At 65.2% G+C, this 21,015-nt stretch carries 18 protein-coding genes and 1 tRNA gene; 9 read left to right on the top strand and 10 right to left on the bottom strand.

Translation table 11 applies throughout. The annotated features are described in order from the left end of the window. Positions 1–50 precede the first annotated feature (50 nt). The 4 genes from ACYQ2U_RS12540 to ACYQ2U_RS12525 form a co-directional block, all read right to left on the bottom strand. Entirely contained in the window at positions 51–1,580 is a 1,530-nt protein-coding gene (locus tag ACYQ2U_RS12540) for a CYTH and CHAD domain-containing protein (RefSeq protein ID WP_459950716.1), read from the bottom strand. Between the two features lie 24 nt (positions 1,581–1,604). Continuing rightward, positions 1,605–2,180: a glycine zipper 2TM domain-containing protein gene (locus ACYQ2U_RS12535; RefSeq protein WP_459950715.1), complete on the bottom strand. Its 576-nt coding sequence runs from the start codon at positions 2,178–2,180 to the stop codon at positions 1,605–1,607. Positions 2,181–2,316: 136 nt separating this feature from the next. Next, entirely contained in the window at positions 2,317–2,922 is a 606-nt protein-coding gene (locus ACYQ2U_RS12530) for a DUF1415 domain-containing protein (protein WP_459950714.1), read from the bottom strand. Positions 2,923–2,933: 11 nt separating this feature from the next. Further along, complete coding sequence (locus tag ACYQ2U_RS12525; protein ID WP_459950713.1) at positions 2,934–4,508, bottom strand: peptide chain release factor 3; 1,575 nt, start codon at positions 4,506–4,508, stop codon at positions 2,934–2,936. 248 nt (positions 4,509–4,756) lie between these two features. Between ACYQ2U_RS12525 and ACYQ2U_RS12520 the strand changes: the two genes are divergently transcribed. The 7 genes from ACYQ2U_RS12520 to ACYQ2U_RS12490 all read left to right on the top strand — a co-directional run bounded on the left by ACYQ2U_RS12520 (position 4,757) and on the right by ACYQ2U_RS12490 (position 14,538). After that, positions 4,757–5,290 (top strand): sigma-70 family RNA polymerase sigma factor, encoded by a 534-nt coding sequence (locus tag ACYQ2U_RS12520; protein ID WP_459950712.1) that lies wholly within the window; start codon positions 4,757–4,759, stop codon positions 5,288–5,290. Next, the gene (locus ACYQ2U_RS12515; protein ID WP_459950947.1) at positions 5,290–6,291 is read left to right on the top strand and encodes a FecR domain-containing protein; all 1,002 of its coding nucleotides are present in this window, start codon (positions 5,290–5,292) and stop codon (positions 6,289–6,291) included. The genes ACYQ2U_RS12520 and ACYQ2U_RS12515 overlap by 1 nt, the downstream gene beginning before the upstream one ends. Before the next feature lie 84 nt (positions 6,292–6,375). After that, entirely contained in the window at positions 6,376–8,808 is a 2,433-nt protein-coding gene (locus tag ACYQ2U_RS12510) for a TonB-dependent siderophore receptor (RefSeq protein ID WP_459950711.1), read from the top strand. Further along, positions 8,802–10,004, top strand: coding sequence for a PepSY-associated TM helix domain-containing protein (locus tag ACYQ2U_RS12505; RefSeq protein ID WP_459950710.1), 1,203 nt, complete (start codon positions 8,802–8,804; stop codon positions 10,002–10,004). Before ACYQ2U_RS12510 ends, ACYQ2U_RS12505 begins: the two co-directional genes overlap by 7 nt. Before the next feature lie 96 nt (positions 10,005–10,100). Beyond that, complete coding sequence (gene lysS, locus ACYQ2U_RS12500) at positions 10,101–11,621, top strand: lysine--tRNA ligase (RefSeq protein WP_459950709.1); 1,521 nt, start codon at positions 10,101–10,103, stop codon at positions 11,619–11,621. 74 nt (positions 11,622–11,695) lie between these two features. Further along, positions 11,696–13,663, top strand: coding sequence for a bifunctional tRNA (5-methylaminomethyl-2-thiouridine)(34)-methyltransferase MnmD/FAD-dependent 5-carboxymethylaminomethyl-2-thiouridine(34) oxidoreductase MnmC (gene mnmC / locus ACYQ2U_RS12495; RefSeq protein WP_459950708.1), 1,968 nt, complete (start codon positions 11,696–11,698; stop codon positions 13,661–13,663). A gap of 125 nt (positions 13,664–13,788) precedes the next feature. Beyond that, a complete protein-coding gene (locus ACYQ2U_RS12490) occupies positions 13,789–14,538 on the top strand; it encodes an outer membrane lipoprotein (RefSeq protein WP_459950707.1) in 750 nt (249 codons plus the stop codon). A 78-nt stretch (positions 14,539–14,616) separates the two neighbouring features. Here ACYQ2U_RS12490 and amrS read toward each other — a convergent pair whose 3' ends face one another. Genes amrS through amrB form a run of 3 tightly spaced genes read right to left on the bottom strand, consistent with a single transcriptional unit; the run spans position 14,617 to position 17,064 of the window. Beyond that, positions 14,617–15,711 (bottom strand): AmmeMemoRadiSam system radical SAM enzyme, encoded by a 1,095-nt coding sequence (gene amrS / locus ACYQ2U_RS12485; protein ID WP_459950706.1) that lies wholly within the window; start codon positions 15,709–15,711, stop codon positions 14,617–14,619. After that, a complete protein-coding gene (gene amrA, locus ACYQ2U_RS12480) occupies positions 15,693–16,259 on the bottom strand; it encodes an AmmeMemoRadiSam system protein A (RefSeq protein ID WP_459950705.1) in 567 nt (188 codons plus the stop codon). Before amrA ends, amrS begins: the two co-directional genes overlap by 19 nt. Next, positions 16,252–17,064 (bottom strand): AmmeMemoRadiSam system protein B, encoded by an 813-nt coding sequence (amrB, locus tag ACYQ2U_RS12475; protein WP_459950704.1) that lies wholly within the window; start codon positions 17,062–17,064, stop codon positions 16,252–16,254. The genes amrA and amrB overlap by 8 nt, the downstream gene beginning before the upstream one ends. Before the next feature lie 55 nt (positions 17,065–17,119). Here amrB and thpR point away from each other — a divergent pair, with 55 nt between their 5' ends. Next, a complete protein-coding gene (gene thpR / locus ACYQ2U_RS12470; protein ID WP_459950703.1) occupies positions 17,120–17,686 on the top strand; it encodes an RNA 2',3'-cyclic phosphodiesterase in 567 nt (188 codons plus the stop codon). 6 nt (positions 17,687–17,692) lie between these two features. On the opposite strand, the gene gltX is transcribed toward thpR, so the two are convergent. After that, positions 17,693–19,084, bottom strand: coding sequence for a glutamate--tRNA ligase (gltX, locus tag ACYQ2U_RS12465; RefSeq protein ID WP_459950702.1), 1,392 nt, complete (start codon positions 19,082–19,084; stop codon positions 17,693–17,695). Positions 19,085–19,179: 95 nt separating this feature from the next. Between gltX and ACYQ2U_RS12460 the strand changes: the two genes are divergently transcribed. Further along, positions 19,180–19,254, top strand: a tRNA-Val gene (locus ACYQ2U_RS12460). A 73-nt stretch (positions 19,255–19,327) separates the two neighbouring features. Here ACYQ2U_RS12460 and dut read toward each other — a convergent pair. Together dut and coaBC are read right to left on the bottom strand one after the other, a co-directional pair. Next, on the bottom strand, positions 19,328–19,777 hold the full coding sequence (dut, locus tag ACYQ2U_RS12455) for a dUTP diphosphatase (protein WP_459950701.1): 450 nt from the start codon (positions 19,775–19,777) through the stop codon (positions 19,328–19,330). An 8-nt stretch (positions 19,778–19,785) separates the two neighbouring features. Then, entirely contained in the window at positions 19,786–20,985 is a 1,200-nt protein-coding gene (gene coaBC / locus ACYQ2U_RS12450) for a bifunctional phosphopantothenoylcysteine decarboxylase/phosphopantothenate--cysteine ligase CoaBC (RefSeq protein ID WP_459950700.1), read from the bottom strand. Positions 20,986–21,015: the final 30 nt, after the last annotated feature.

Here is a 21,015-nt window from a genome sequence, read left to right as displayed (position 1 = left end):
GCCCGGCCGCAACACTCGGCCCCTAGCCTATCGACGCACCACAAACGGGGTCAGCGCTTGCCGACGAGTCGTCGTTTCCAGGGAATCGCCGGTAACCGCGCCAGAAAAGCTAGGTCCCCCGCCATGCTTGCCGCCAGGGCCCGACGTCGCTCCCCATGCCAGTGCCGGACCCGTTTGGCGGCCGCGCGGGTAGTGGCGGTGCCGTCAAAATCCTTGCCCAGGCGTGCGTCCAAAGTCGCCCAGTCATTGAGCAAGCCCAGCGTCTCCTGGTGCCGGGCCAGGCCGGCCAGCAGTCGTTCCCGGGCCTTGTGCCGCAGCAGGGGGGCAAGGAACTCCAGGCTGTAGCGTAGCCGCTTGATCGCAATCCGCAGGCGATGGAGAGAGGCCCAATCCTCCGGCTCTGCTTCCGTCGCCCGTCGCGTTACGCGCCGGTGGGCCCGCGCCAAGCGGTGGGCAGCAAAAGGCACCAGGGCCACCTCCCCATCCTGGGTCGGCCCATTGGCGTGCCAGCCATGGGCGAGACGCAAGGCCGCCAACAGCAAGCGGCCATGGGCTGGACTGCGGATCAGGGCCGCCACCCGATGCCGGGCTGCCTGTCGCCGCACCTGGAGATCCCTCACCAGGGCGGTCAGGGCACGATCCCGGGGACGCTCGGCCTGCACGGGAGCGACCATCTCCAGCGCCACCACGTCCAGGTCCCGTGCCTCGCCCAAGGCCGCCAACAAGGGCCGCAAGGCCGGCAAGAACGTCTGGGCCGAGGCCGGCAACACCGGGGCGAACAGTGCCAGGACCGCCCGCAGGCGGCGCAAGGCCACCCGCATCTGGTGAATGAATTCCTCGTCTTCGCTCTGGAGAACGCCGGGCTGGTTGCGCAGGCAATGCTCCAGGCAATCGAGCCAGAGGGTGCGAAAGGCCGACCGCGCCGTGCCCTGGAGCGACAAGGGAGAAATGCCGGCCTTGTGGGGGGACTCCGCCTGGCCCAGGGCCAGGCGATAGCCCCGTTCGGCCTTGGAGCGCAACTCCGGCAGCAGACAGATACGTTGCCCCAGGCCTTCCGCCAGATCGAACGCATCGTCCACCGTCGCCCCATCCAACTCCAGTTCCAGCTCGGAAATTTCTTCCTGCCGACCGCCAGCCAAGACCTGGCCGCGGTCCAACATCAGCAGCAGGCCCTGGCCGGGACGGGGTTCGAAGCGCCAGGTACTGCGCCAAAAGGTGGTTTCAAAGCAGGGCAACAGGCGCGGCTGGCAATCCGGTCCTTGCAAAAACCGCCGCAGGGCCGGGTCATCCACGACGGAAAAGTCGAAGCGCCCGATATAGGCGGTCTCCCATTCCGGTCGCGTGCTCAAACCGCCGCCGGAAACGCCCTCGGCCTTGACCGTCTGCAACCATTGGCTGCCCAGGCGGCGCAAGCGCAGGGCAACGCCCCGCCTAAACAAATGCAGATCGGGCGTATCAAAGTACAGATTGACGATTTTCCGCCGCTGGAGCAGCCGACCGCGCTTCAGCAGCGGGTGGCGCAACAGGCGACGCTGATCCGCGCCGGCCAGGGAGAGCTTGAGTTCGACCTCTTCGGCCACGGCGGCGCGGAGCGAACGGAAGGATCAGCGCCGTTGGATGCTGCTGCCGCTGGCGCGGACCGGCGTGCCGATGGCCAGGCCGGGATCGTTGTCGAAGCTGTAAATACGCTCGCCGCCATTTTCGAAGCGGACGGTGACCTTCCAGACTTTTTCCGACTTCATCTTGCCCTCGATGGCCCGGCCGGCAAAAGCACCGCCCACGGCACCGGCGATGGTGGCCAGATCGCGGCCGGTGCCCTGTCCCACGCCGCTGCCCAGGGCGGCACCAGCGACGCCGCCGGCAATGGTGCCAACCGCGCTGCCCTCACCGGCCCGCTCCTCCACGTTCACCGCCACCACCTGGCCGCATTCGGCGCAGTATTGGCGGCTTTGGTAGGTGGAGGACGAGGGCGCGGTCTGCACCGTGGTCAGGGCGCGGTCGTACTCGGCGCGGGCATCGCGCAGGCATTGCATGCGGGCGCTGGAGGAGGATTCCTCATAGCAAAGCTTCTTGTCCTCCGCGTAACGGGCCTCGGCCTGGCGCCGGTCCATGGCGTGGGCGGTCGTGGCGCCAGCCAGGAGGGCGGCGAGACAGAAGGTACGGAAAAGGAATTTGTTCATGGCAATCTCCTGCGGTGAACGATCAATCGGCGCCGGCCATCCGGCATCGGCCCACTTTAAGGGATGCACCACCACGGAGCAAGCCGTGTAGTTGCCTGTGTCACGTTCGCCCTCGTACGACGCTCGGACGACGGCGTCAGGACGAAGGTTCGTCCTTTGCCAACAGGCGCTGCCACCCCTCCGGTCCCAGGCGCCGCAGGGTTTCCATGTTGCGCTCGTAGATGGACTCGGGATCGGGAAAAGCCGCCACGGCCCGGTCGATACTGGCTTCCCGCAGCAGGTGCAGGGTTGGATAAGGGGAGCGGTTGGTGTAGTTCTCGATGTCGTCCGGCGCACTGCCGGCGAACTCGTACTGGGGATGGAGGCTGGCGATCTGGTAGATGCCCTCGTAGCCCTCGTTGCGCAGCAGGGCTTCGGCTTCCTGGAGGAAGAAATGGTAGTCGAGGAAATCCACCATGGCCCGGGGATGAACCAACAGAATCGTGTCCAGGAGCTTGGGCTCGGTGTCGGTCAGCAGGCGGAACTCGTTGGCCAGTTCGGCCAGCAATTCGTCGGCGGTTTCCGCCGCGGTGATGGCATAGCGCACCTGTTTCTTGACATGGACCGCCTTGGCGAAGGGGCACAGATTGAGGCCAATGACGGCCTTCTCCAGCCAGTGCTGGGTTTCCGCCTGGACGGTGGCCACGAAACCGGCATCGTCGAAGGGCTTGAGCACGGGCGTGTCGTGAACCATGGCGGTCATTGCCGGGACACTCAATGCACTTCGCGGGTTTCGTGGAACTGGATGTCGGGGAAGCGTTCCTGGGTCAATTGCAGGTTGACCCGGCTGGAAGCCAGATACACGTAGTCGCCGCCGCCATCCAGGGCCACGTTCATGGGATATTTGTCAGCAATGGCGCGCAGTTGGTCCGGCGTGCCGGTGAGCCAACGGGCGGTGGCCACGGACACGGATTCGAACACGGCATCGACGCCATATTCGTTTTCCAAACGGTGGGCCACCACGTCGAATTGCAGGGCACCCACGGCGCCCAGGATCAGGTCGTTGGTGCCGACCGGACGGAACAACTGGGTGGCCCCCTCCTCCGCCAACTGCTGCAAGCCCTTTTGCAATTGCTTGAGCTTGAGGGGGTTCTTCAGCACGGCCCGTTGGAACAGTTCCGGCGCGAAGGAAGGAATGCCGGTGAAGCGCAGATCCTCACCCTCGGTGAAGGTTTCGCCGAGGCGGATGGTGCCGTGGTTGGGAATGCCGATGATGTCGCCGGAATAGGCCTCGTCCATGATGCTGCGATCCTGGGCCATGAAGGTGATGGCATTGTTCACCGCCATGGTCTTGCCGCCGGCCACCTGCTTGATCTTCATGCCGCGCTCGAACTTGCCGGAACAGATGCGCAGGAAGGCGATGCGGTCCCGGTGCTTGGGGTCCATATTGGCCTGGATCTTGAAGACGAAGGCGGCGAACTTGGGTTCGTTGGGCGCCACCGTGCGGGTCTGGGCGGGGCGGGCCAGGGGCGGCGGCGACATGTCCACCACGGCGTCGAGCACGCTTTGCACGCCAAAGTTGTTCACCCCGGAACCGAAGAACACCGGCGTCTGCTTGCCGGCCAGATAGGCTTCCTGGTCGAAGGCATGGGACGCGCCGCGCACCAGTTCGATATCGTTGCGCAACTCCTCGGCCTGGCTGCCGAGGAGTTCGTCCAGGCGCGGATTGTCCAGGCCCTGAATGATTTCGGACGTGCCTTTCTCGGCCTGGGGGTCGAAAAACTGCACGCTGTCGTTGGTCAGGTGGTAGACGCCGCGGAAGCGCTTGCCCATGCCGATGGGCCAGGTCATGGGGGCGCACTGGATGTTCAGCACGGACTCGATTTCGTCCAGCAGATCAATGGGCTCCCGGCCTTCCCGGTCCAGCTTGTTGATGAAGGTGAGAATGGGCGTGTCGCGCAGACGGCACACGTCCAGCAGCTTGATGGTGCGTTCCTCGACGCCCTTGACCGAGTCGATCACCATCACGGCCGAATCCACGGCGGTGAGGGTGCGGTAAGTATCCTCGGAAAAGTCTTCGTGGCCGGGGGTGTCCAGCAGATTGACAATGTAGTCCCGGTAGGGGAACTGCATCACCGACGACGTGACCGAGATGCCCCGCTGCTTTTCCAGCTCCATCCAGTCAGACGTGGCATGGCGGCTGGCCTTGCGGGCACGCACTTCGCCGGCCACCTGAATGGCACCGCCGAACCAGAGCAGCTTCTCGGTCAGGGTGGTCTTACCCGCGTCCGGGTGGGAAATGATGGCAAAGGTGCGGCGACGGGCGATTTCTTGGTCGAGGGCGGACACAGCGGGCTTTCCTGGGGGAGGGATGCCGAATGAAGGCCATGCGCGAACAGGCGGCGCATGCGCGGCAAAGGGGCGCGATTATACCCAAGCAGCCAAGTTGGCCGCCCCAAGACAACCATCTGGAAGGACAGCCATTGACGGAGGACCACCCCAATGGGAAAATAAGAATGGTTCTCAACTAGAGCAAGCCAGCCCACCTCCGGCCAGCCAGCCAATTTTGCGGTCCCTGGACCGTCCCGGAGGCAGCCGTGAGCATCATTTCCCCATCCAACGTCGCATCGGACCCTATCGCAGGCCTTTACCACGACCATCACGGTTGGCTGCGGAATTGGTTGCGGCTCAAGCTCGGCTGTGCCGAGCGGGCCGCCGACTTCGCCCACGACACCTTCCTCCGCATCCTCTCCTCCCGCAGCGAGCAGCTTGAGCATGTCCGCGAACCCCGGGCCTTCCTCACCACCATTGCCCACGGCCTGGTGGTGGACTTCTATCGCCGCCGGGAACTGGAAAAAGCCTGGCTCGAATCCCTTGCCCACCAGCCGGAAGCCACGGCGCCCTCGCCGGAACAGCAGCATCTGATACTGGAAGCCCTGCTGGAAGTGGACCGCCTTCTCGACGGCCTTGCCCCCAAGGTGCGCGCGGCTTGGCTCATGAGCCGGCTGGACGGATTGGGGCATGCCGAGATTGCCGCGGAACTGGGGGTTTCCGTTTCCCGGGTGCGCCAGTATCTCGCTACCGGCGCCAGGCACTGCTACCAACTTCGATTCGGCGCGGTGACACCGTGATGGCGACACAAACGGCGCGACAGGAAGACGAACAGCCGGTATCCAGCAAAGTCCTGGATGACGCCATCGCCTGGCAATTGCGCCTCGATGCGGACTCGACTGAACATCTGCCCGGCCTACAACGTTGGCTTGACGCCCATGCCGACCATGCCCGTGCCTGGCGTCAGCTCGGCATGATCGATGCCCGCCTCCAGTCCTTGCCCCAGGCCCCTGCCCTGCGCCAGGTGCTGCTCAAGCCACGGCGCAATCGCGTCAAGCCCCTCGCCACGGTTGCCAGCATGCTGCTGCTCGCCGCCATCGGCCTGGGCGCGGTGGACCGTTTTCAGCCCCTGTCGGGTCTGCTGGCCGATTACCGCACGGGCACCGGCGAACAACGCCGCGTGGTGCTGCCCGACCAGACGGTGATCGTGCTCAACACCCGCAGCGCCGTAGACCTCCAATTCACGCCATCGCGCCGGGCCCTGCGCCTACTGTCCGGGGAAATCCAGGTCGAAACCGGCCACGGTGATCCCCGTCCCTTTGTAGTCCTGACCGAAGACGGCAGTCTGCGTGCCTTGGGCACACGCTTCCTTACCCGCCGAGACGAGCAAGGCACGATGATCACCGTCACCGAGTCGGCCGTGCTTGCCCGCCCCCGCGCATGCAACGACGCCGTGGACAGCCCTTGCCGGGAGGAGCAACGGGTCACGGCAGGCAGCAGTTTGCGCCTTGGCCCCCAGGGTCTCGGCGAGATCCAACCGGCCCGGCCCGAGGCGGATGCCTGGGTAAGCGGCATGCTGGCCGTGGAAAACATGCCCCTGGATGAACTGGTCAAGGAACTTGCCCGTTACCGCCCTGGCTACCTTTCCGTCGCCACGACGCTTGCCCAGCTGCGCGTCACCGGCACGGTCCCCCTCGGCAACACCGACTACGCCATTGCCTCGCTGACCCAGGTGCTTCCCGTCCGTCTGACACGACGGGGAAACCTCTGGCTGCGCATCGAGGAACGGCAGGAACCTTAAAAATTTCGCCCGGCCCCTGTCACTTTTCGCTCCTCGCTCGGCATAGGGAAAAACACCCCTATCCCCTGCTTTTGGAGTATCCCCATGCCCCGTGATTTCACCCCGAGCTTCCGTCCCACGCCGCTTGTGCTGGCCCTGGGTCTTCTCCTGCCCCTGTCGTTTCCCTTCCCGGTGCTGGCGCAAGCCAACCCGGCCCAGGTCCAGGCCCATGAATACGACCTGCCCGCCGGCCCCCTGGCCGCCAGTCTCAACCGCATCAGCCGGGAGGCCGGCCTGACCCTGACGGTGGACGCCGCCACCATCGGCAGCCGTCAGGCCGCGCCGGTCAAGGGCCGCATGGGGGCCGAACAAGCCCTGCGCCAAGCCCTGGCCGGCTCGGGCCTGGAACTGGTCAAGACCGATCTGGGCAGCTACACCCTGCGTCCAATTCCCACCACGAAAACCGAAGCGGTGCTCCCCGCCGTCAACGTCAAGGCGACCCAGGAAGGAGAGACCGCCTGGGGCCCCGTGCACGGCTATGTCGCCCGGCGCACGGCCACCGGCACCAAAACCGACACGCCCCTCGCGGAAATCCCCCAGGTCGTCACCGTGGTCACCCGGGACCAGATGGACGACCAGGGCGCGCCCTCCCTTCAGGACGCCCTGCGCTACAGCGCCGGCGTCGTATCCGCCCGGGGCATCAACCTCACCGACGACTCCTTCAACCTGCGCGGCTTTGCCGCCGGGCTCGCCACCACCGATACGGCGGTTTATCGGGATGGCATGCGCCAGGCCCTGGGTATCTACGCCTCCACCGTCGAGCCCTACGGCCTGGAACGGGTGGAAGTGCTCAAGGGGCCGGCGTCCGTCCTCTTCGGCCAGGTCGCCCCGGGTGGTGTGATCAACGTGGTCACCAAACGTCCGACCCAGGAAGCCTTGCATGAAGCCCAGTTCCAGACCGGCAGTTACAACCGTCGCCAGGTGGGCGTCGACCTGGGCGGGCCCGTGGGCGCCACGGGAGAGTGGTCCTACCGCCTGACCGCCATGACACGGGATGCGGACTCCATGACCGACCACATTCCCGACCGGCGCACCTACATCGCCCCCGCCCTGACCTGGCGACCGTCCGCCGACACCAGCCTGACCCTGCTGGCCAGCTACCAGGAAACCCGCACCGCCTACAACTGGGGCCTGCCCGTGGCGGGAACGGCCAAGGCCAATCCCTACGGCGAACTGCCGCGCAATTTGTTCACCGGCGAACCCGGTTTCGACAAATGGGAAACCAAGACCTCCACGGTCGGCTATCTGTTGGAGCACCGTCTCGACGACACCTGGAACTTCCGTCAGAACCTGCGCTACTACCACTCGGAAATGGTCTGGAACTCCGCCTACGGCAGCGGCCTGCAAGCCAATCAGCGCCTGCTGAACCGCTTTGCCTATATGCGCAATGATGAATACCAGGCCCTGACCATGGATAACCAGATGGAGGCCAAATGGCATCATGGGGAATTCGAGCACACCAGCCTGATCGGCCTCGACTACCTGAATGCCCCGGCCACCCGCCAGGAACGCCGGGGCACCGTGGCGGCCCTGGACCTGTACGCCCCGGTGTACGGCGCCACCATCACCCCCAACGCCAACCTGAGCCGCAACGCGGACACCAGCAGCATCCAGACCGGGCTCTACGCCCAGGAGCAGATCAAATACCAAAAGCACTGGGTTTTCCTAGTGGGGCTGCGCCAGGACTGGGCCCGCAGCAGCACCAAGGACTTGCTTGCCAAGACCATCACGTCCCAGCAGCAATCCGCCCTCACGGGACGGGCCGGCGTGGTTTACCTGTTCGACAACGGCCTGTCGCCCTACGTCAGCTACGCCAAATCCTTTGAACCGGCCAGCGGCACCGACTTCAACGGCAAAGCCTTCGATCCCCTCACCGGCAAACAGACGGAAGTGGGCCTCAAGTACCAGCCAGCGGGCAGCGACAGCAGCGTCACCGCCGCCCTGTTCGACCTGCGCCGCAGCAATGTGCTGACCACCGACCCGGACCCGTCCCATACCGGCTACCAAGTCCAGACTGGGGAAATCCGTTCCCGCGGCCTGGAGCTGGAAGCCGCCACCAAGGTCGGCAAGACCGTGGACCTGCTGGCTTCCTACGCCCATACCGACGCCAAGGTCACCAAAAGCAATGGAGCCGACCTGGGCACGGTTCCTTCCGGCGTACCCAAGCAAACCGTATCCCTCTGGACTCGCTACAGCTTCAACACGCCTGAGCTGCAAGGTCTGCAAATCGGTGCCGGCGTAAGACGCATCATGGGCACCAGCGGTTATGTCCTGGGCAGCACCCCGACGCCGGCCCGACTGCCCGACTACACCGTCGTCGATGCCCTGATTGCCTACGATACCGGCGCCTGGCGGGCGGCTTTGAACATCAACAACCTGTTCGACAAGAACTACATTCAATCCTGCTACTACAGCACCACGACCTGCTTTTACGGTGCCGAACGAAGCGCAATCGCCAGCCTCACCCTACGATGGTAAAACGCCCACACCTAGTCCTCATCCACCGCTGGCTGGGGCTGACCGCAACGCTCTTTCTCGTCATCACGGGCCTCACCGGGGCGCTGTTGGCCTGGTATGAGGAGCTGGACACCTGGCTGGCGCCATCGCTCCATCTGACGGCCTCCCCAACGGCAGGACAGGCTCCCCTTGACCCCGTCCTCCTGCGAGCCCAGGTGGAGACTTGGCTGAATCAAGATGCAGGCCTCAAGCAAACCCGTCGCGTCGATGACATGCCCCTGCATCCGCACCCCGGCCACACGGTCCGGATGCGGATCGCCCATCCGGGATCAACCGTTCAGGATGAGGTCTTCGTCGATCCCTGGCAAGGCACCGTACAGGGCATTCGCTCCCGGGGCACCTTCCACTGGGACCGGGAAACCCTGATGCCCTTCATCGCCCGGGTGCACTACACCCTGGCCCTGCCCAACCCCTGGGGAACCCTGTTGCTGGGGGTCATTGCCGTACTCTGGACCATCGACTGCTTTGCCGGGGCAATCCTGACCATGCCCAAGGGCCGTCCGTTCCTGAGCAAATGGCGAACGTCCTGGCAGATCAAGCGCGACGCCGGCTTCCATCGCCGCACCCTCGACCTGCATCGCGCCGGAGGACTCTGGTTCTGGGGGCTGCTGCTGATCCTGGCCTGGTCCAGCGTCATGTTCACCCTGCGCGACCAGGTCTATTTGCCAATCATGAGCCGTCTGCTCCCCTTTGATCTTTCCTGGCGCAACGTGCCCAAACAGGCCGAACCGCTGACCACACCGGTCCTGGGTTGGCAGGTGGCCCTGGAAAAGGCCCGCCACCAGATGGCCGTCCTGGCCCACCGCCAGGGATTCACCGTTGATTCTGAAGAAAGACTGCGTTTCGACCAGGGTCGTGGCATCTACGCCTACATGGTCCACAGCAGCGCTGACCTGCGCCACGATGTCGGCAACACCGGCATCCTCATCGACGCCAACACCGGTGAAGTGCGCGGACAATGGCTGCCCACCGGCGGTGCCCGGGGAAATACCTTCAGCAACTGGCTGGGCGCCCTGCACATGGGCCATGTTTTCGGCCTGCCCTATCGCATGCTGCTCACCGCCGCCGGCCTGGCAACAGCCCTGCTGGCGGCGACCGGTGCCATCCTCTGGTGGCGCAAGCGCAAAGCCCGCAAGCACAAGACCAGGCAATCCTGAGAATCGATGTGGCTTGTTCAATCAAGGTCGAATCGGCGACAATAGCGGGCTTAATTGCATCAACTTCCGCACCAACTTCCCGAAAGCGCCTTCGCCATGAGTCAAGCCGAACAGAACGCCGCCCCTTCCGCCCCCGCCCAGGACGAGAACCACATCATCGCCGAGCGGCGCGAGAAGCTGAAAGCCTGGCGTGACGCCGGCAAGGCCTATCCCAATGACTTCGTTCGGGAAAATCTGGCGGGCAAGCTCGGCGAACTCTACGAGAACAAGACCAAGGAAGAGCTCGAAGCCACCCCCATCGAAGTCAAGGTGGCGGGCCGCATCCTGCTCAAGCGCGTGATGGGCAAGGCCAGTTTCGCCACCATCCAGGACATGTCCGGCCGCATCCAGATTTTCGTCAGCAAGGATGGCGTGGGCGACGAAAGCTACGCCGAGTTCAAGAAATGGGACTTGGGCGACATCGTCGGCGTGGTCGGCACCATGATGAAAACCAAGACCGGCGAACTGACCGTCAGCGCCGTCTCCATCCGCCTGCTGTCCAAGTGCATCCGCCCCCTGCCGGAAAAATTCCACGGCCTGTCCGACGTGGAAACCAAGTACCGCCAGCGCTACTTGGACCTCATCACCAGCGAAGAGTCGCGTTTCACCTTCGTCGCCCGCAGCAAGATCGTTTCCAGCATCCGCAACTACATGATCCACGCCGGTTTCATGGAAGTGGAAACGCCCATGATGCACCCCATCCCCGGCGGCGCCTCGGCCAAGCCCTTCGTCACCCACCACAATGCCCTGGACCTGGAAATGTTCCTCCGCATTGCCCCCGAGCTTTACCTCAAGCGCCTGGTGGTGGGCGGTTTCGAGAAGGTGTTCGAAATCAACCGCAACTTCCGCAATGAAGGCTTGAGCCCCCGGCACAATCCCGAATTCACCATGATGGAGTTCTACGAGGCCTACGCCAACTACCAGACCCTCATGGATTTCACCGAGGGCCTGCTGCGCCACTCCGCCCGGGAAGCCCTGGGCACCGAGGTATTCCAATACCAAGGCAAGGCGCTGGACCTGTCCAAGCCCTTCCACCGCCTGACCATGGTGGAAGCCATCCAGAAATTCCACCCCGGCTTCAGCTTCGAGCAATTGAGCGACGCCGCCTGGCTCACCGACAAGCTCAAGGCCATGAAGGTGGACGTGAAACCCGGTACCGGCCTGGGCACCCTGCAACTGCTGGCCTTCGAGGAACTGGCCGAAGCCGAGCTGTGGGAACCTACCTTCATCATCGACTATCCGGTGGAAGTCAGCCCCCTGGCCCGCGCTTCCGATGACCGTCCCGACATCACCGAACGCTTCGAACTGTTCATCGTCGGCCGCGAAATCGCCAACGGCTTCTCCGAGCTGAACGACCCCGAGGATCAAGCCCGCCGCTTCCTGGAGCAGGTCAAGGCCAAGGACGCCGGCGACGAGGAGGCCATGTACTACGACGCCGACTACATCCGCGCCCTGGAATTCGGCCTGCCCCCCACCGGCGGCTGCGGCATCGGCATCGACCGCTTGGTCATGCTGCTCACCGACAGCCCGGCCATTCGCGACGTGATCCTGTTCCCCCAGATGCGGCGCGAGGATTGAACGCTCGCAACACGTTCCAGGCCCTGCCCGCGCAGGGCCTTTTGCTTTTCTGAAGCCCTGATGCCGCGCCAGCCATGACCCATCCCGACGCCATCGTCCCCGCCCCCCTGGCCTTCAACGACCAGGGCGTGCCCCTTTCCAGCGCCTACGACGACGTCTACCACTCCACCGACGGCGGCCTGGAACAGGCTCGCCACGTGTTCCTCGGCGGCAATGGCCTGCCCGAACGCTGGCAGGATCGCGACCGCTTCACCGTGCTGGAAACCGGCTTCGGTCTCGGCCTTAATTTCCTCGCCACCTGGGATGCCTGGCGGCGCGATCCGGCCCGCAGCGGACGGCTGCATTTCGTCTCGGTGGAACTCCACCCCTTCCGCCGCGACGACCTGGCCCAACTGCACCAACGCTGGCCCGAATTGGCGGCACTCTCCGCCGAATTGCTGGCGGCCTGGCCGCCCCTCACGCCGGGCGTCCATCGTTTGTTGTTGGACGCTGGCCGGGTCACCCTGACCCTGTTCCTGGGGGATGCCCTCAAGCTATTGCCCAAGATGGTGGCCCGAGCCGATGCCCTTTACCTCGACGGCTTCGCCCCGGCCAAGAACCCCGCCCTGTGGAGCCCGGGCCTGATCCGTACCGTCAGTCGCCTGTGTGTCCCCGGCGCCAGCCTCGCCACCTGGAGCGTGGCCAGTGAAGTGCGCCAGTCCCTGGGCCATCAGGGTTGGCAATTGGACAAGAGCGCCGGTTTTGGCCGCAAACGTGAAATGCTGGTCGGGAGATTCGCCCCCGTGCGGAGCAAGGGCACGGGGGCACCGCGCCCTGCCGCCGCCGACCCTAGTGGCGTCGCTGACAAACGTGCGCTGGTCATCGGCGCCGGGGTTGCCGGTTGCGCCACGGCGGAGCGCCTGGCCGCCCGGGGCTGGCAAGTGCGCCTGCTGGAACGTCGTGACGGCCCAGCCCAGGAGGCGTCGGGCAACCTGGTGGGCCTGATGCACCCGGTACTGTCCCGGGACGACAACTTCATGGCCCGCATCACCCGGGCCTGCGCTCTCTACGGTGCCCGCCTGTTTGCCACCCTGGCGGCGGAAAACCCCGGCCTGCGCTGGGGTGCCAGCGGCGTCCTGCAACTGGCGCGGGATGGCGAACAGGAAAAACAGCAAAGACAAACCATCGAGGCCCTCGGTTTTCCCGCCGATTACGCCCGATACGTGGACGCCACCGAAGCCTCGGCCCTGGCCGGCGCGCCGGTCGCTGCCGGTGCCTGGTATTACCCGGGTTCGGGCTGGCTGTCGCCGCCCACCCTGTGCCGCGCCCTGCTCGCCCGCTGGCCCGTGACCGCGACCTTCAACGCCAAGGTGGCCCACCTGTCCTACCGCGATGGGGAATGGCGGGCCCTCGCTGCCAACGGCCAAGTCTTGGCCAGTGCGCCCCAGGTCATCTTGGCCAGCGCCCACGAAACCCTGTCCCTCGTCCCCGAACTGCCGCTGTCGAAAGTGCGGGGCCAGGTCAGCATCGCCAGCACGGCGGCGCAAGGCGGTGCCATTCCCGCCCTGAAGGCCGCCCTGTGCGGCAACGGCTATCTGACGCCCGCCCTGGACGGCCGCCATTGTTTCGGTGCCACCTTCGATTTCAACGACGACGACCCACATCCACGCGCCGAGGGCCACGTCACCAACCTGGACCACCTCCGGGCCTTGCTGCCCGGCATCGACCTGTCGGCCTTCGACCCGCAAGACATGGAAGGCCGGGTCGGTTTTCGCACCGCCACCCCGGACCGTCTGCCCCTGGTGGGCCCGCTGCCCGACACGGCAGCCTTCCTCGCCGATCCCTTGCGACGGGAAGCCCAACTGGCCGAAGTGCCGCGCCAGCCAGGACTCCATTGCCTGGTGGGGCTCGGTAGCCGGGGCATGGTCTGGGCCCCGCTGGCGGCGGAATTGCTGGCCTCCCGCCTGGATGGCGATCCGCTGCCCCTGGAACGGGAATTGGCCGATGCCCTGGACCCGTCCCGTTTCCTGTTGCGTAGCCAACGCAAAAACAGTGGAAGCTAAGACCGAGAGGCACTCGCGCAAGGTTTTAATGCTTTCACCAGCTTTGTAACGGTCTGTTGCCGCTGTCCTCCGCCGGCACCGGCTGGCGTTAATGTGCCCATATTCGCACTAACGAGGAGAACGCCATGAGCGACGACAACACACCCACCCCAATTTCCAACGCCGCGCCCAAACGGGGCGGCCTGCATCCCATGCTCTGGGTCGCCGCCAGCGCCGTCACCGTTTTCGCCCTGGCCGGCACTGCCTACGTCACGGGTCTGCTGCCGCGCCATGAGGCCGAGCCCCCCACCCCCGTGGTCGCCGCCCCTGTCGCCCCGGTCGCCGAAACACCGGCGGCTCCCGTTGCCGCCGCACCGGCCGTCGCCACCGACAAGGCGATTACGGTCAAGAAGACGGAACATGCCACCGTGCCCCGCAGCGTCGACAACAGCCGGGAATACAGCAGCCGCCCCGCTCGCCGCCAGTACAGCCAATACGACAATGGCCGCGAGGACGCCGTGGTGCACTACCCTGAGCCCAGCTACAACGCCCCGCCGGCCTATTGCCGTGAATGCGGCGTGATCGAGTCGGTGCGGGCCGTCACCCGCGAAGGCGACGGCTCCGGCCTCGGCGCCGTGGCTGGCGGTGTCGTCGGCGGCGCCCTCGGCAATGGCGTCGGCCAAGGCACCGGCCGGGACATCGCCACCATCGCCGGCGTCATCGGCGGTGCCGTGCTGGGCAACAAGATCGAAAAGAACCAACGCCAGACCGTCAGCTATCACACCACCGTACGCTTCGACGACGGCACCAGCCAAACCTTCGTCAGCGAACGGGAAACCGCCTGGCGTCCCGGCGACCGGGTGAAGGTCATCAACGGTCAGATCATTCCGCGCTGATCGCTGAAGTTCAAAAAAGCCGACCGTGGCAACACGGTCGGCTTTTTCATGGGCATTAAATCTGCCCTCCTCCTGCAATCAGGCCGCTTTGTGCAGTCGCAAGGGAATCCGCCGTGGGCCGAAGGGGACATCGAAATCACCGAAGCGCCCGGCGATGGCCGTGCCGCACTCTGGGCAATGGCCGTCCTCGGTGAGACGGTAATCGAGAATGTCGTACCAATCGCGCTTGATCAACGCCCGGCCGCAGCCGGGACAATAGGTCGCATCGCCAACACGGTCGTGCACGTTGCCGGTATAGACGTAGTGCAGCCCCTCCTCCATGGCGATGGCACGGGCGCGTTGCAGGGTCTGGGGCGGCGTGGCGGGAATGTCGAGCATTTTCCAGTCGGGATGGAAGGCGGAAAAATGCAGGGGCACATCCGGGCCCAGGGCTTGGCGTAACCAACGACACATGGCCGTCAGTTGTCCGTCATCGTCGTTCTGGCCGGGGATCAACAAGGTGGTGATCTCCAGCCAGCATTCGGTCTGGTGGTGGATGTAGGACAGGATGTCCAACACCGGTTGCAGATGCCCGCCGCAGAGTTTGACGTAGAAGTCGTCGCTGAAACCCTTGAGGTCCACATTGGCCGCGTCCATCTTGGTGTAGAACGCCTTGGCCGGTTCGAGGTGCATGTAGCCCGCCGTGACCGCCACGGTCTTGATGCCGAGGGCGTGGCAGGCATCGGCGGTATCCATGGCGTATTCGGCAAAGATCACCGGATCGTTGTAGGTGAAGGCGACGCTCTTCACCCCATGATCCCGGGCGGCCTGGGCGATGGCCTCGGGCGAGGCGTCATCCATCAGGGTATCCATTTCCCGCGACTTGGAAATATCCCAGTTCTGGCAGAACTTGCAGGCCAGGTTGCAGCCGGCGGTACCGAAGGAAAGGATGCTGCTGCCGGGATAGAAATGATGCAGGGGCTTTTTTTCCACCGGATCGAGACAGAAACCGGAACTGCGCCCGTAGGTGGTGAGCACCATTTTTCCCTGGGCCATGGCGCGGACGAAGCAGGCGCCGCGCTGACCCTCGTGGAGCTTGCAGTCGCGGGGACACAGATCGCACTGAATGCGGCCGCCGTCGATGGCATGCCACCACCGGGCGGGCGCGCCCAGGGTCACGTCGTCTCTTTCCATTTGCGCACCTCGTAGCGGTATAGCCGCACGTCCGGCGCCCAGAAATAGCCAGGCAAACCGGCCTTGCACTTGAGCTGGTAAAGAAAATCCCTCGGCTCGGGCAGGTTTTCCCAGACCTGGGGCAGAAAAGTGCTGCGCGCATCCTTGTACTGGAAGATCACGCCATCCTCATGGGGCCGGAGTTGGCGGATGGCGTCATCCTCGTCCCGACATTTGAAGGGCTGGGGCGGGGTCAACAAGGACACTTCAACATGGATGCGGGAAAATTCGTCCCGCCGCAGGGGCATGAAGCGGGGATCGCGGAAAGCCGCCGCCCGGGCATTGGCCCGCACGTCCTCCTCCACGCTGCGCCATGCGTCGAGGGTACCGATGCATCCCCGCAATTGATCGCTGCCATGGCCGGGACTGGTCAGCGTGACGAAGGTGGCCCCCGACGCGGCCAGCGCGGGATGATCCGGCTCGGGCTGCAAGGGCAGTCCCAACTCCTGGGCAATGGCATTGCGGGCCCGAGTCAGCAGGGCCTGGCCGAGGGCGACATCCTCAGTCACGGTGCGTCTCGCCTCCCTCGAAAAAAGCAAACGCGGAATATCCCACCACCCGCGACCGATCCCCGGCCGTGTCGCCGCTGTTACGCAAATCCAGCAAGCGCGGCCACAGACCGTGACTGCGCGCCACCGCCAACAAACCGTTGATGGGCGTGGCACCACAGGCCTGCTCGTAACTTTGCAGAGGCACCAGGTGCAGCACCTGGTCCACCGTGGCCTGATCCAGTTCCCGGGCCAGGGCATAGGGATGGTAGTGGGACAAATCGGAACTGATCACGATCAAAGTGTCATCGTCGCCCCACACCGTTTCCAGCACCCGGGCCACGGCCTCGCCATCGGCCGCCCCCACCACCAGGGGCAGCAAGTCGAAATCCGCCAGCACGGTTTGCAAAAAGGGCAGTTGTACTTCGAGGGAATGCTCCAGGGCATGGGCATCGTCGTTGACCTTCACCTCGGGCAAGGCGAGCACGCGGGCCAAGGCCTCCTCAGCCAGGGGAACCCGCCCCAGCGGCGTTTCAAACCAGGCCGCGCTACTGGCGGCCAAGCCACGGAAAGGCAGCCGATGAGCCGGCCCCAGCAACACCACATGACGGATGCTGTCACGCCACGGGGTCAGGCAAGCGTAGGCCCGCGCCGCCACCGGTCCCGAATAGACATAGCCGGCATGGGGCACCAGCAACACCTTGGGTTTGTCCTGCGATTCGGCCGGTGCGTCGGCCAACAGGGCCGCCACTTGGCCAGCCAATTCCCCCGGATTGCCCGGATAGAACATTCCCGCCACCGCGGCGGGACGCAACGTTTCGGTCATGGCGACACCCCTTGCCTATGGGAGCCGGACCATTCTAGTCCTTACAATCGGCCCCATGACAGACAGTTCCCTGCCCAGCGGCGGCGCGGCTACACAACGGGTTTTCTTCGCCCTCTGGCCGCCGGCCGCCCATGCCGCGCAACTCCATCAGACAGCCCGCCACCTGGCCAACGACCGGGGCGGCAAGGCGATGGCCGAAGCCACGCTGCACCTGACCCTGGCCTTCCTGGGCAGTCTCGATCGCGCTGCATTGGCACGGGCGATCGCTGTGGCCGATGCACTGCACGGGATGCGTTTTGACCTGACCCTGGACAAGCTGGACTACTGGCCAGACAAGAAGATTCTTTGGGCCGGCTGTAGCCAAACCCCAGAGGCACTGCTGTCCCTGGCGCGCACGCTGCAAGACGGGCTTCGTAGCGCCGGGCTGTCACTCCCGATCGGCGAAGGATTCACGCCCCACGTCACCCTGCTCCGCCACTGCCCTCGGGGCACGGCCGCGCCGTTGACCCGTGAGGTCACTTGGCCGGTCGGGGAGTTCCTGCTGGTGGAATCCCGGCCCGAAGCGGGCCGGGCCCATTACCACCCGCTGCGCCGCTGGCCCTTGGGGCCGGGCGCGGCGTAGCCGGCCTTACAGGAAGCGGTCGAGGCGGGGTAATACCCGATCCCGTCCCATCACTTCAAGAACGGCGTCGATGGAGGGCGACTGGGGCAACCCGAGCAACGCCACCCGCAGGGGAATGGCCACGGCGGGCATTTTCACGCTCAAGGCCGTGCAGGTTTCCTTGATGGCCTGGCTCAGGGCGGCCTTTTCCCAGGCAACGACCGCCAGTTTGGCCCGCAGCTCGCGCAGGGCATTGAGGCCGGCCTCGGTGAAATGGGTGGCTTTCATTTCTTCGCTGGGATGCAGTTCCACCAGCACCGGCTCCACGGCATCGGCCAGCTCGTTGAGGTTGACCGCGCGGTCCTTGTAGAGGGCCACCACCTGCGCCAAGTAGGCATCGGCGGCAACCGTCACACCACGCTTGCCCAGGCGCCGGCTGACTTCGCCTGCCAAATAGGCGTTGTCGGCGGCTTTCAGGTATTGCTGGTTGAGCCAGTTGAGCTTCTCGGTGTTGAACTGGGCGGCGGAAGCGGTGATGTGGTCCAGGTCGAACCATTCCACGAACTGCTCGCGGCTGAACATTTCCTCGTCACCGTGGCTCCAGCCCAGGCGGGCCAGGTAGTTGATGATGGCGTCGCGCAGATAGCCGGCATCGTCGTAGTCGGTCACCGCCACGGCGTTGCGCCGCTTGGACAGTTTCTGCCCGTCGTCGCCGAGGATCATGGACAGGTGGCCGTAGATCGGCACCGGCGCCTTCAGCGCCTTCAGAATGTTGATCTGGCGCGGCGTGTTGTTCACGTGGTCGTCGCCACGAATGACGTGGGTGATGCCCATGTCCCAATCATCCACCACCACGCAGAAATTGTAGGTGGGCGTGCCGTCGGCCCGGGCGATGATGAGGTCGTCCAGTTCGTCGTTGGCAAACTCGATGCGACCCTTCACCGCGTCATCCCAGGCGACCACGCCACCGATGGGATTCTTGAAGCGCACCACGGGCTGGATGCCTTCCGGCACGGCCGGCAGCGTCTTGTCGGGCTCAGGCCGCCAGCGGCCGTCGTAGCGGGGTTTTTCCTTGCGGGCTTCCTGCTCGGCGCGCAGGGCGTCCAGTTCCTCGCGGGAGGTGTAGCAGTAGTAGGCGCTGCCCTCGGCCAGCATCTGCGCGATCACCGCCTTGTAGCGGTCCATGCGCTGCATTTGATAGAAGGGGCCTTCGTCGTGTTCCAGCCCCAGCCATTTCATGCCGTCGAGAATGGCCTGCACGGCCTCGGGGGTGGACCGGGCCACGTCCGTGTCCTCGATGCGCAGAATGAACTGGCCGCCGTGGCGCCGGGCGTAAGCCCAGGAAAACAGGGCGGTACGGGCGCCGCCGATGTGGAGATAGCCGGTGGGACTGGGGGCGAAACGGGTGCGAACGGTCATGGCGACGGGCATCGAAGGACGAAAAGGAAAGAATTTTAACCGCGTTTAATTGACCCTCCCGACCCTTTGTGATTTAATGCGCGCCTTCCGCAAACGGGTGGTTAGCTCAGCGGTAGAGCACTGCCTTCACACGGCAGGGGTCACAGGTTCAATCCCTGTACCACCCACCAAATGAAAAGGCCCCGGTTCCAACGAACCGGGGCCTTTTGCTTTGCCGGGCCGCGTTGTCGCGGCCGCCTGGCCTCAAGCGTGGCCGGTGCTGCCGAAACCCGCCTCGCCGCGATGGCTGTCGCCGAATTCCTTGACCACGTTGAACTTGACCTGCACCACGGGCACCACCACCAATTGCGCCAGGCGGTCCAGGGGATTGAGGGTGAAGGTTTCCTTGCCCCGGTTCCACAGGGAGACGAAGATTTCCCCCTGGTAGTCGGAATCGATCAGGCCAACCAGGTTGCCGAGCACGATGCCATGCTTGTGGCCCAGGCCGGAACGAGGCAGCACCATGGCCGCCAGGCCGGGGTCGGCAATGTGGATGGCGATGCCGGAGGGCACCAGGTGGGTCTCGCCGGGATGTACCTTGAGGGGAACGTCGATGCAGGCCCGCAGGTCCATGCCCGCCGAACCGGGCGTGGCGTAGGCCGGGGGCAGTTCCTTGATGCGTTCATCCAGAATTTTGACGTCGACGGTGCTCATGGGGATCCTCAGTGGGCAAAAACAGGGGGAAGGCGCTCGGCCAGTTGCTGCGCGATGGCCCGCGCCACCGTCAGCTTGTCGCCGGCCGGCAGGGGATGGGCGCCGGCGGCATCGAACAGGGTCACGACATTGTGGTCGCCGCCCAGGCCATCCTGCACCAGGTTGCCCACCACCAGGGGCAGCTTCTTGGCCACACGCTTGCCTTGGGCATAGGTTTCCAGGTCGCGGCTCTCGGCGGCGAAACCCACGCAGTACGGCGGGTTCGGCAATGCCGCCACTTCCGCCAGGATGTCGGGATTGGGCGTCAGTTCCAGGGTCAGGGCTGCGCCGGACTTCTTGATCTTGTGCTCCGACGGAGCGACGGGCCGGTAATCGGCCACCGCCGCCACGGCGATGAACACCTGTTGTTGCAGCAGGTTTTCCAGCACCGCCTGGCGCATGTCCAGGGCACTGCGCACGTCGATGCGACGCACCCCCGGCGGCGTAGGCAATTCCGTCGGGCCGGCCACCAGGGTCACCTCGGCGCCCGCCTCGGCGCAGGCCCGGGCCAGGGCAAAGCCCATCTTGCCGGAACTCAGATTGGTCAACACCCGCACGGGATCGACGGCCTCCTGGGTTGGCCCGGCCGTCAGCAGCACCTTGCGCCCCGCCAGAGGCTTGGCGGCCAAGGCGGCACCCAGGGCGTCGAAAATTTCCACCGCTTCCAGCATGCGGCCCTCGCCCACTTCGCCGCAGGCCTGTTCGCCGCTGGCTGGCCCCAACAGGGCAACGCCATCGGCCCGCAACTGGGCCACGTTGCGCTGGGTGGCCGGGTTGGACCACATCTGCCGGTTCATGGCGGGAGCGGCCAGCAAGGGGCAATCCCGGGCCAGACAAAGGGTGGACAGCAGGTCGTCGGCCCGTCCCTGGGCCAGCTTGGCCAGAAAATCCGCCGTGGCGGGAGCCACCACCAGGGCATCGGCGCCCCGGCTCAAATCGATGTGGGCCATGGCATTGCCCATCCGTTCGTCCCACAGGCTCTGCCACACCGGCCGGCCCGACAGGGCCTGGAAGGTCTGGGCGCCGACGAAACGGGCTCCGGCCTCGCTCAACACCACATCCACCGTGGCGCCGGCCTTCACCAGCAGACGGGTCAGTTCCGCCGACTTGTAGGCCGCCACGCCGCCGGTGACGCCGAGCACGATGCGCTTGCCGGAAAGCATTGTCATGACATTAGAATTCCGTAAAAACCGAGAGGG

The organism is Denitratisoma sp. agr-D3, assembly GCF_054658675.1.
Note: the sequence above shows the minus strand (reverse complement) of the source record. Positions and strands in the feature narration are given on the sequence as shown.

Coding starts and splice junctions, on each gene's coding strand:
- ACYQ2U_RS12535 (WP_459950715.1), bottom strand. CDS start 2,180: ATGAACAAATTCCTTTTCCGTACCTTCTGTCTCGCCGCCCTCCTGGCT.
- ACYQ2U_RS12530 (WP_459950714.1), bottom strand. CDS start 2,922: ATGACCGCCATGGTTCACGACACGCCCGTGCTCAAGCCCTTCGACGAT.
- ACYQ2U_RS12515 (WP_459950947.1), top strand. CDS start 5,290: ATGGCGACACAAACGGCGCGACAGGAAGACGAACAGCCGGTATCCAGC.
- ACYQ2U_RS12510 (WP_459950711.1), top strand. CDS start 6,376: ATGCCCCGTGATTTCACCCCGAGCTTCCGTCCCACGCCGCTTGTGCTG.
- ACYQ2U_RS12505 (WP_459950710.1), top strand. CDS start 8,802: ATGGTAAAACGCCCACACCTAGTCCTCATCCACCGCTGGCTGGGGCTG.
- lysS (WP_459950709.1), top strand. CDS start 10,101: ATGAGTCAAGCCGAACAGAACGCCGCCCCTTCCGCCCCCGCCCAGGAC.
- mnmC (WP_459950708.1), top strand. CDS start 11,696: ATGACCCATCCCGACGCCATCGTCCCCGCCCCCCTGGCCTTCAACGAC.
- ACYQ2U_RS12490 (WP_459950707.1), top strand. CDS start 13,789: ATGAGCGACGACAACACACCCACCCCAATTTCCAACGCCGCGCCCAAA.
- amrS (WP_459950706.1), bottom strand. CDS start 15,711: ATGGAAAGAGACGACGTGACCCTGGGCGCGCCCGCCCGGTGGTGGCAT.
- amrB (WP_459950704.1), bottom strand. CDS start 17,064: ATGACCGAAACGTTGCGTCCCGCCGCGGTGGCGGGAATGTTCTATCCG.
- thpR (WP_459950703.1), top strand. CDS start 17,120: ATGACAGACAGTTCCCTGCCCAGCGGCGGCGCGGCTACACAACGGGTT.
- gltX (WP_459950702.1), bottom strand. CDS start 19,084: ATGACCGTTCGCACCCGTTTCGCCCCCAGTCCCACCGGCTATCTCCAC.
- dut (WP_459950701.1), bottom strand. CDS start 19,777: ATGAGCACCGTCGACGTCAAAATTCTGGATGAACGCATCAAGGAACTG.
- coaBC (WP_459950700.1), bottom strand. CDS start 20,985: ATGACAATGCTTTCCGGCAAGCGCATCGTGCTCGGCGTCACCGGCGGC.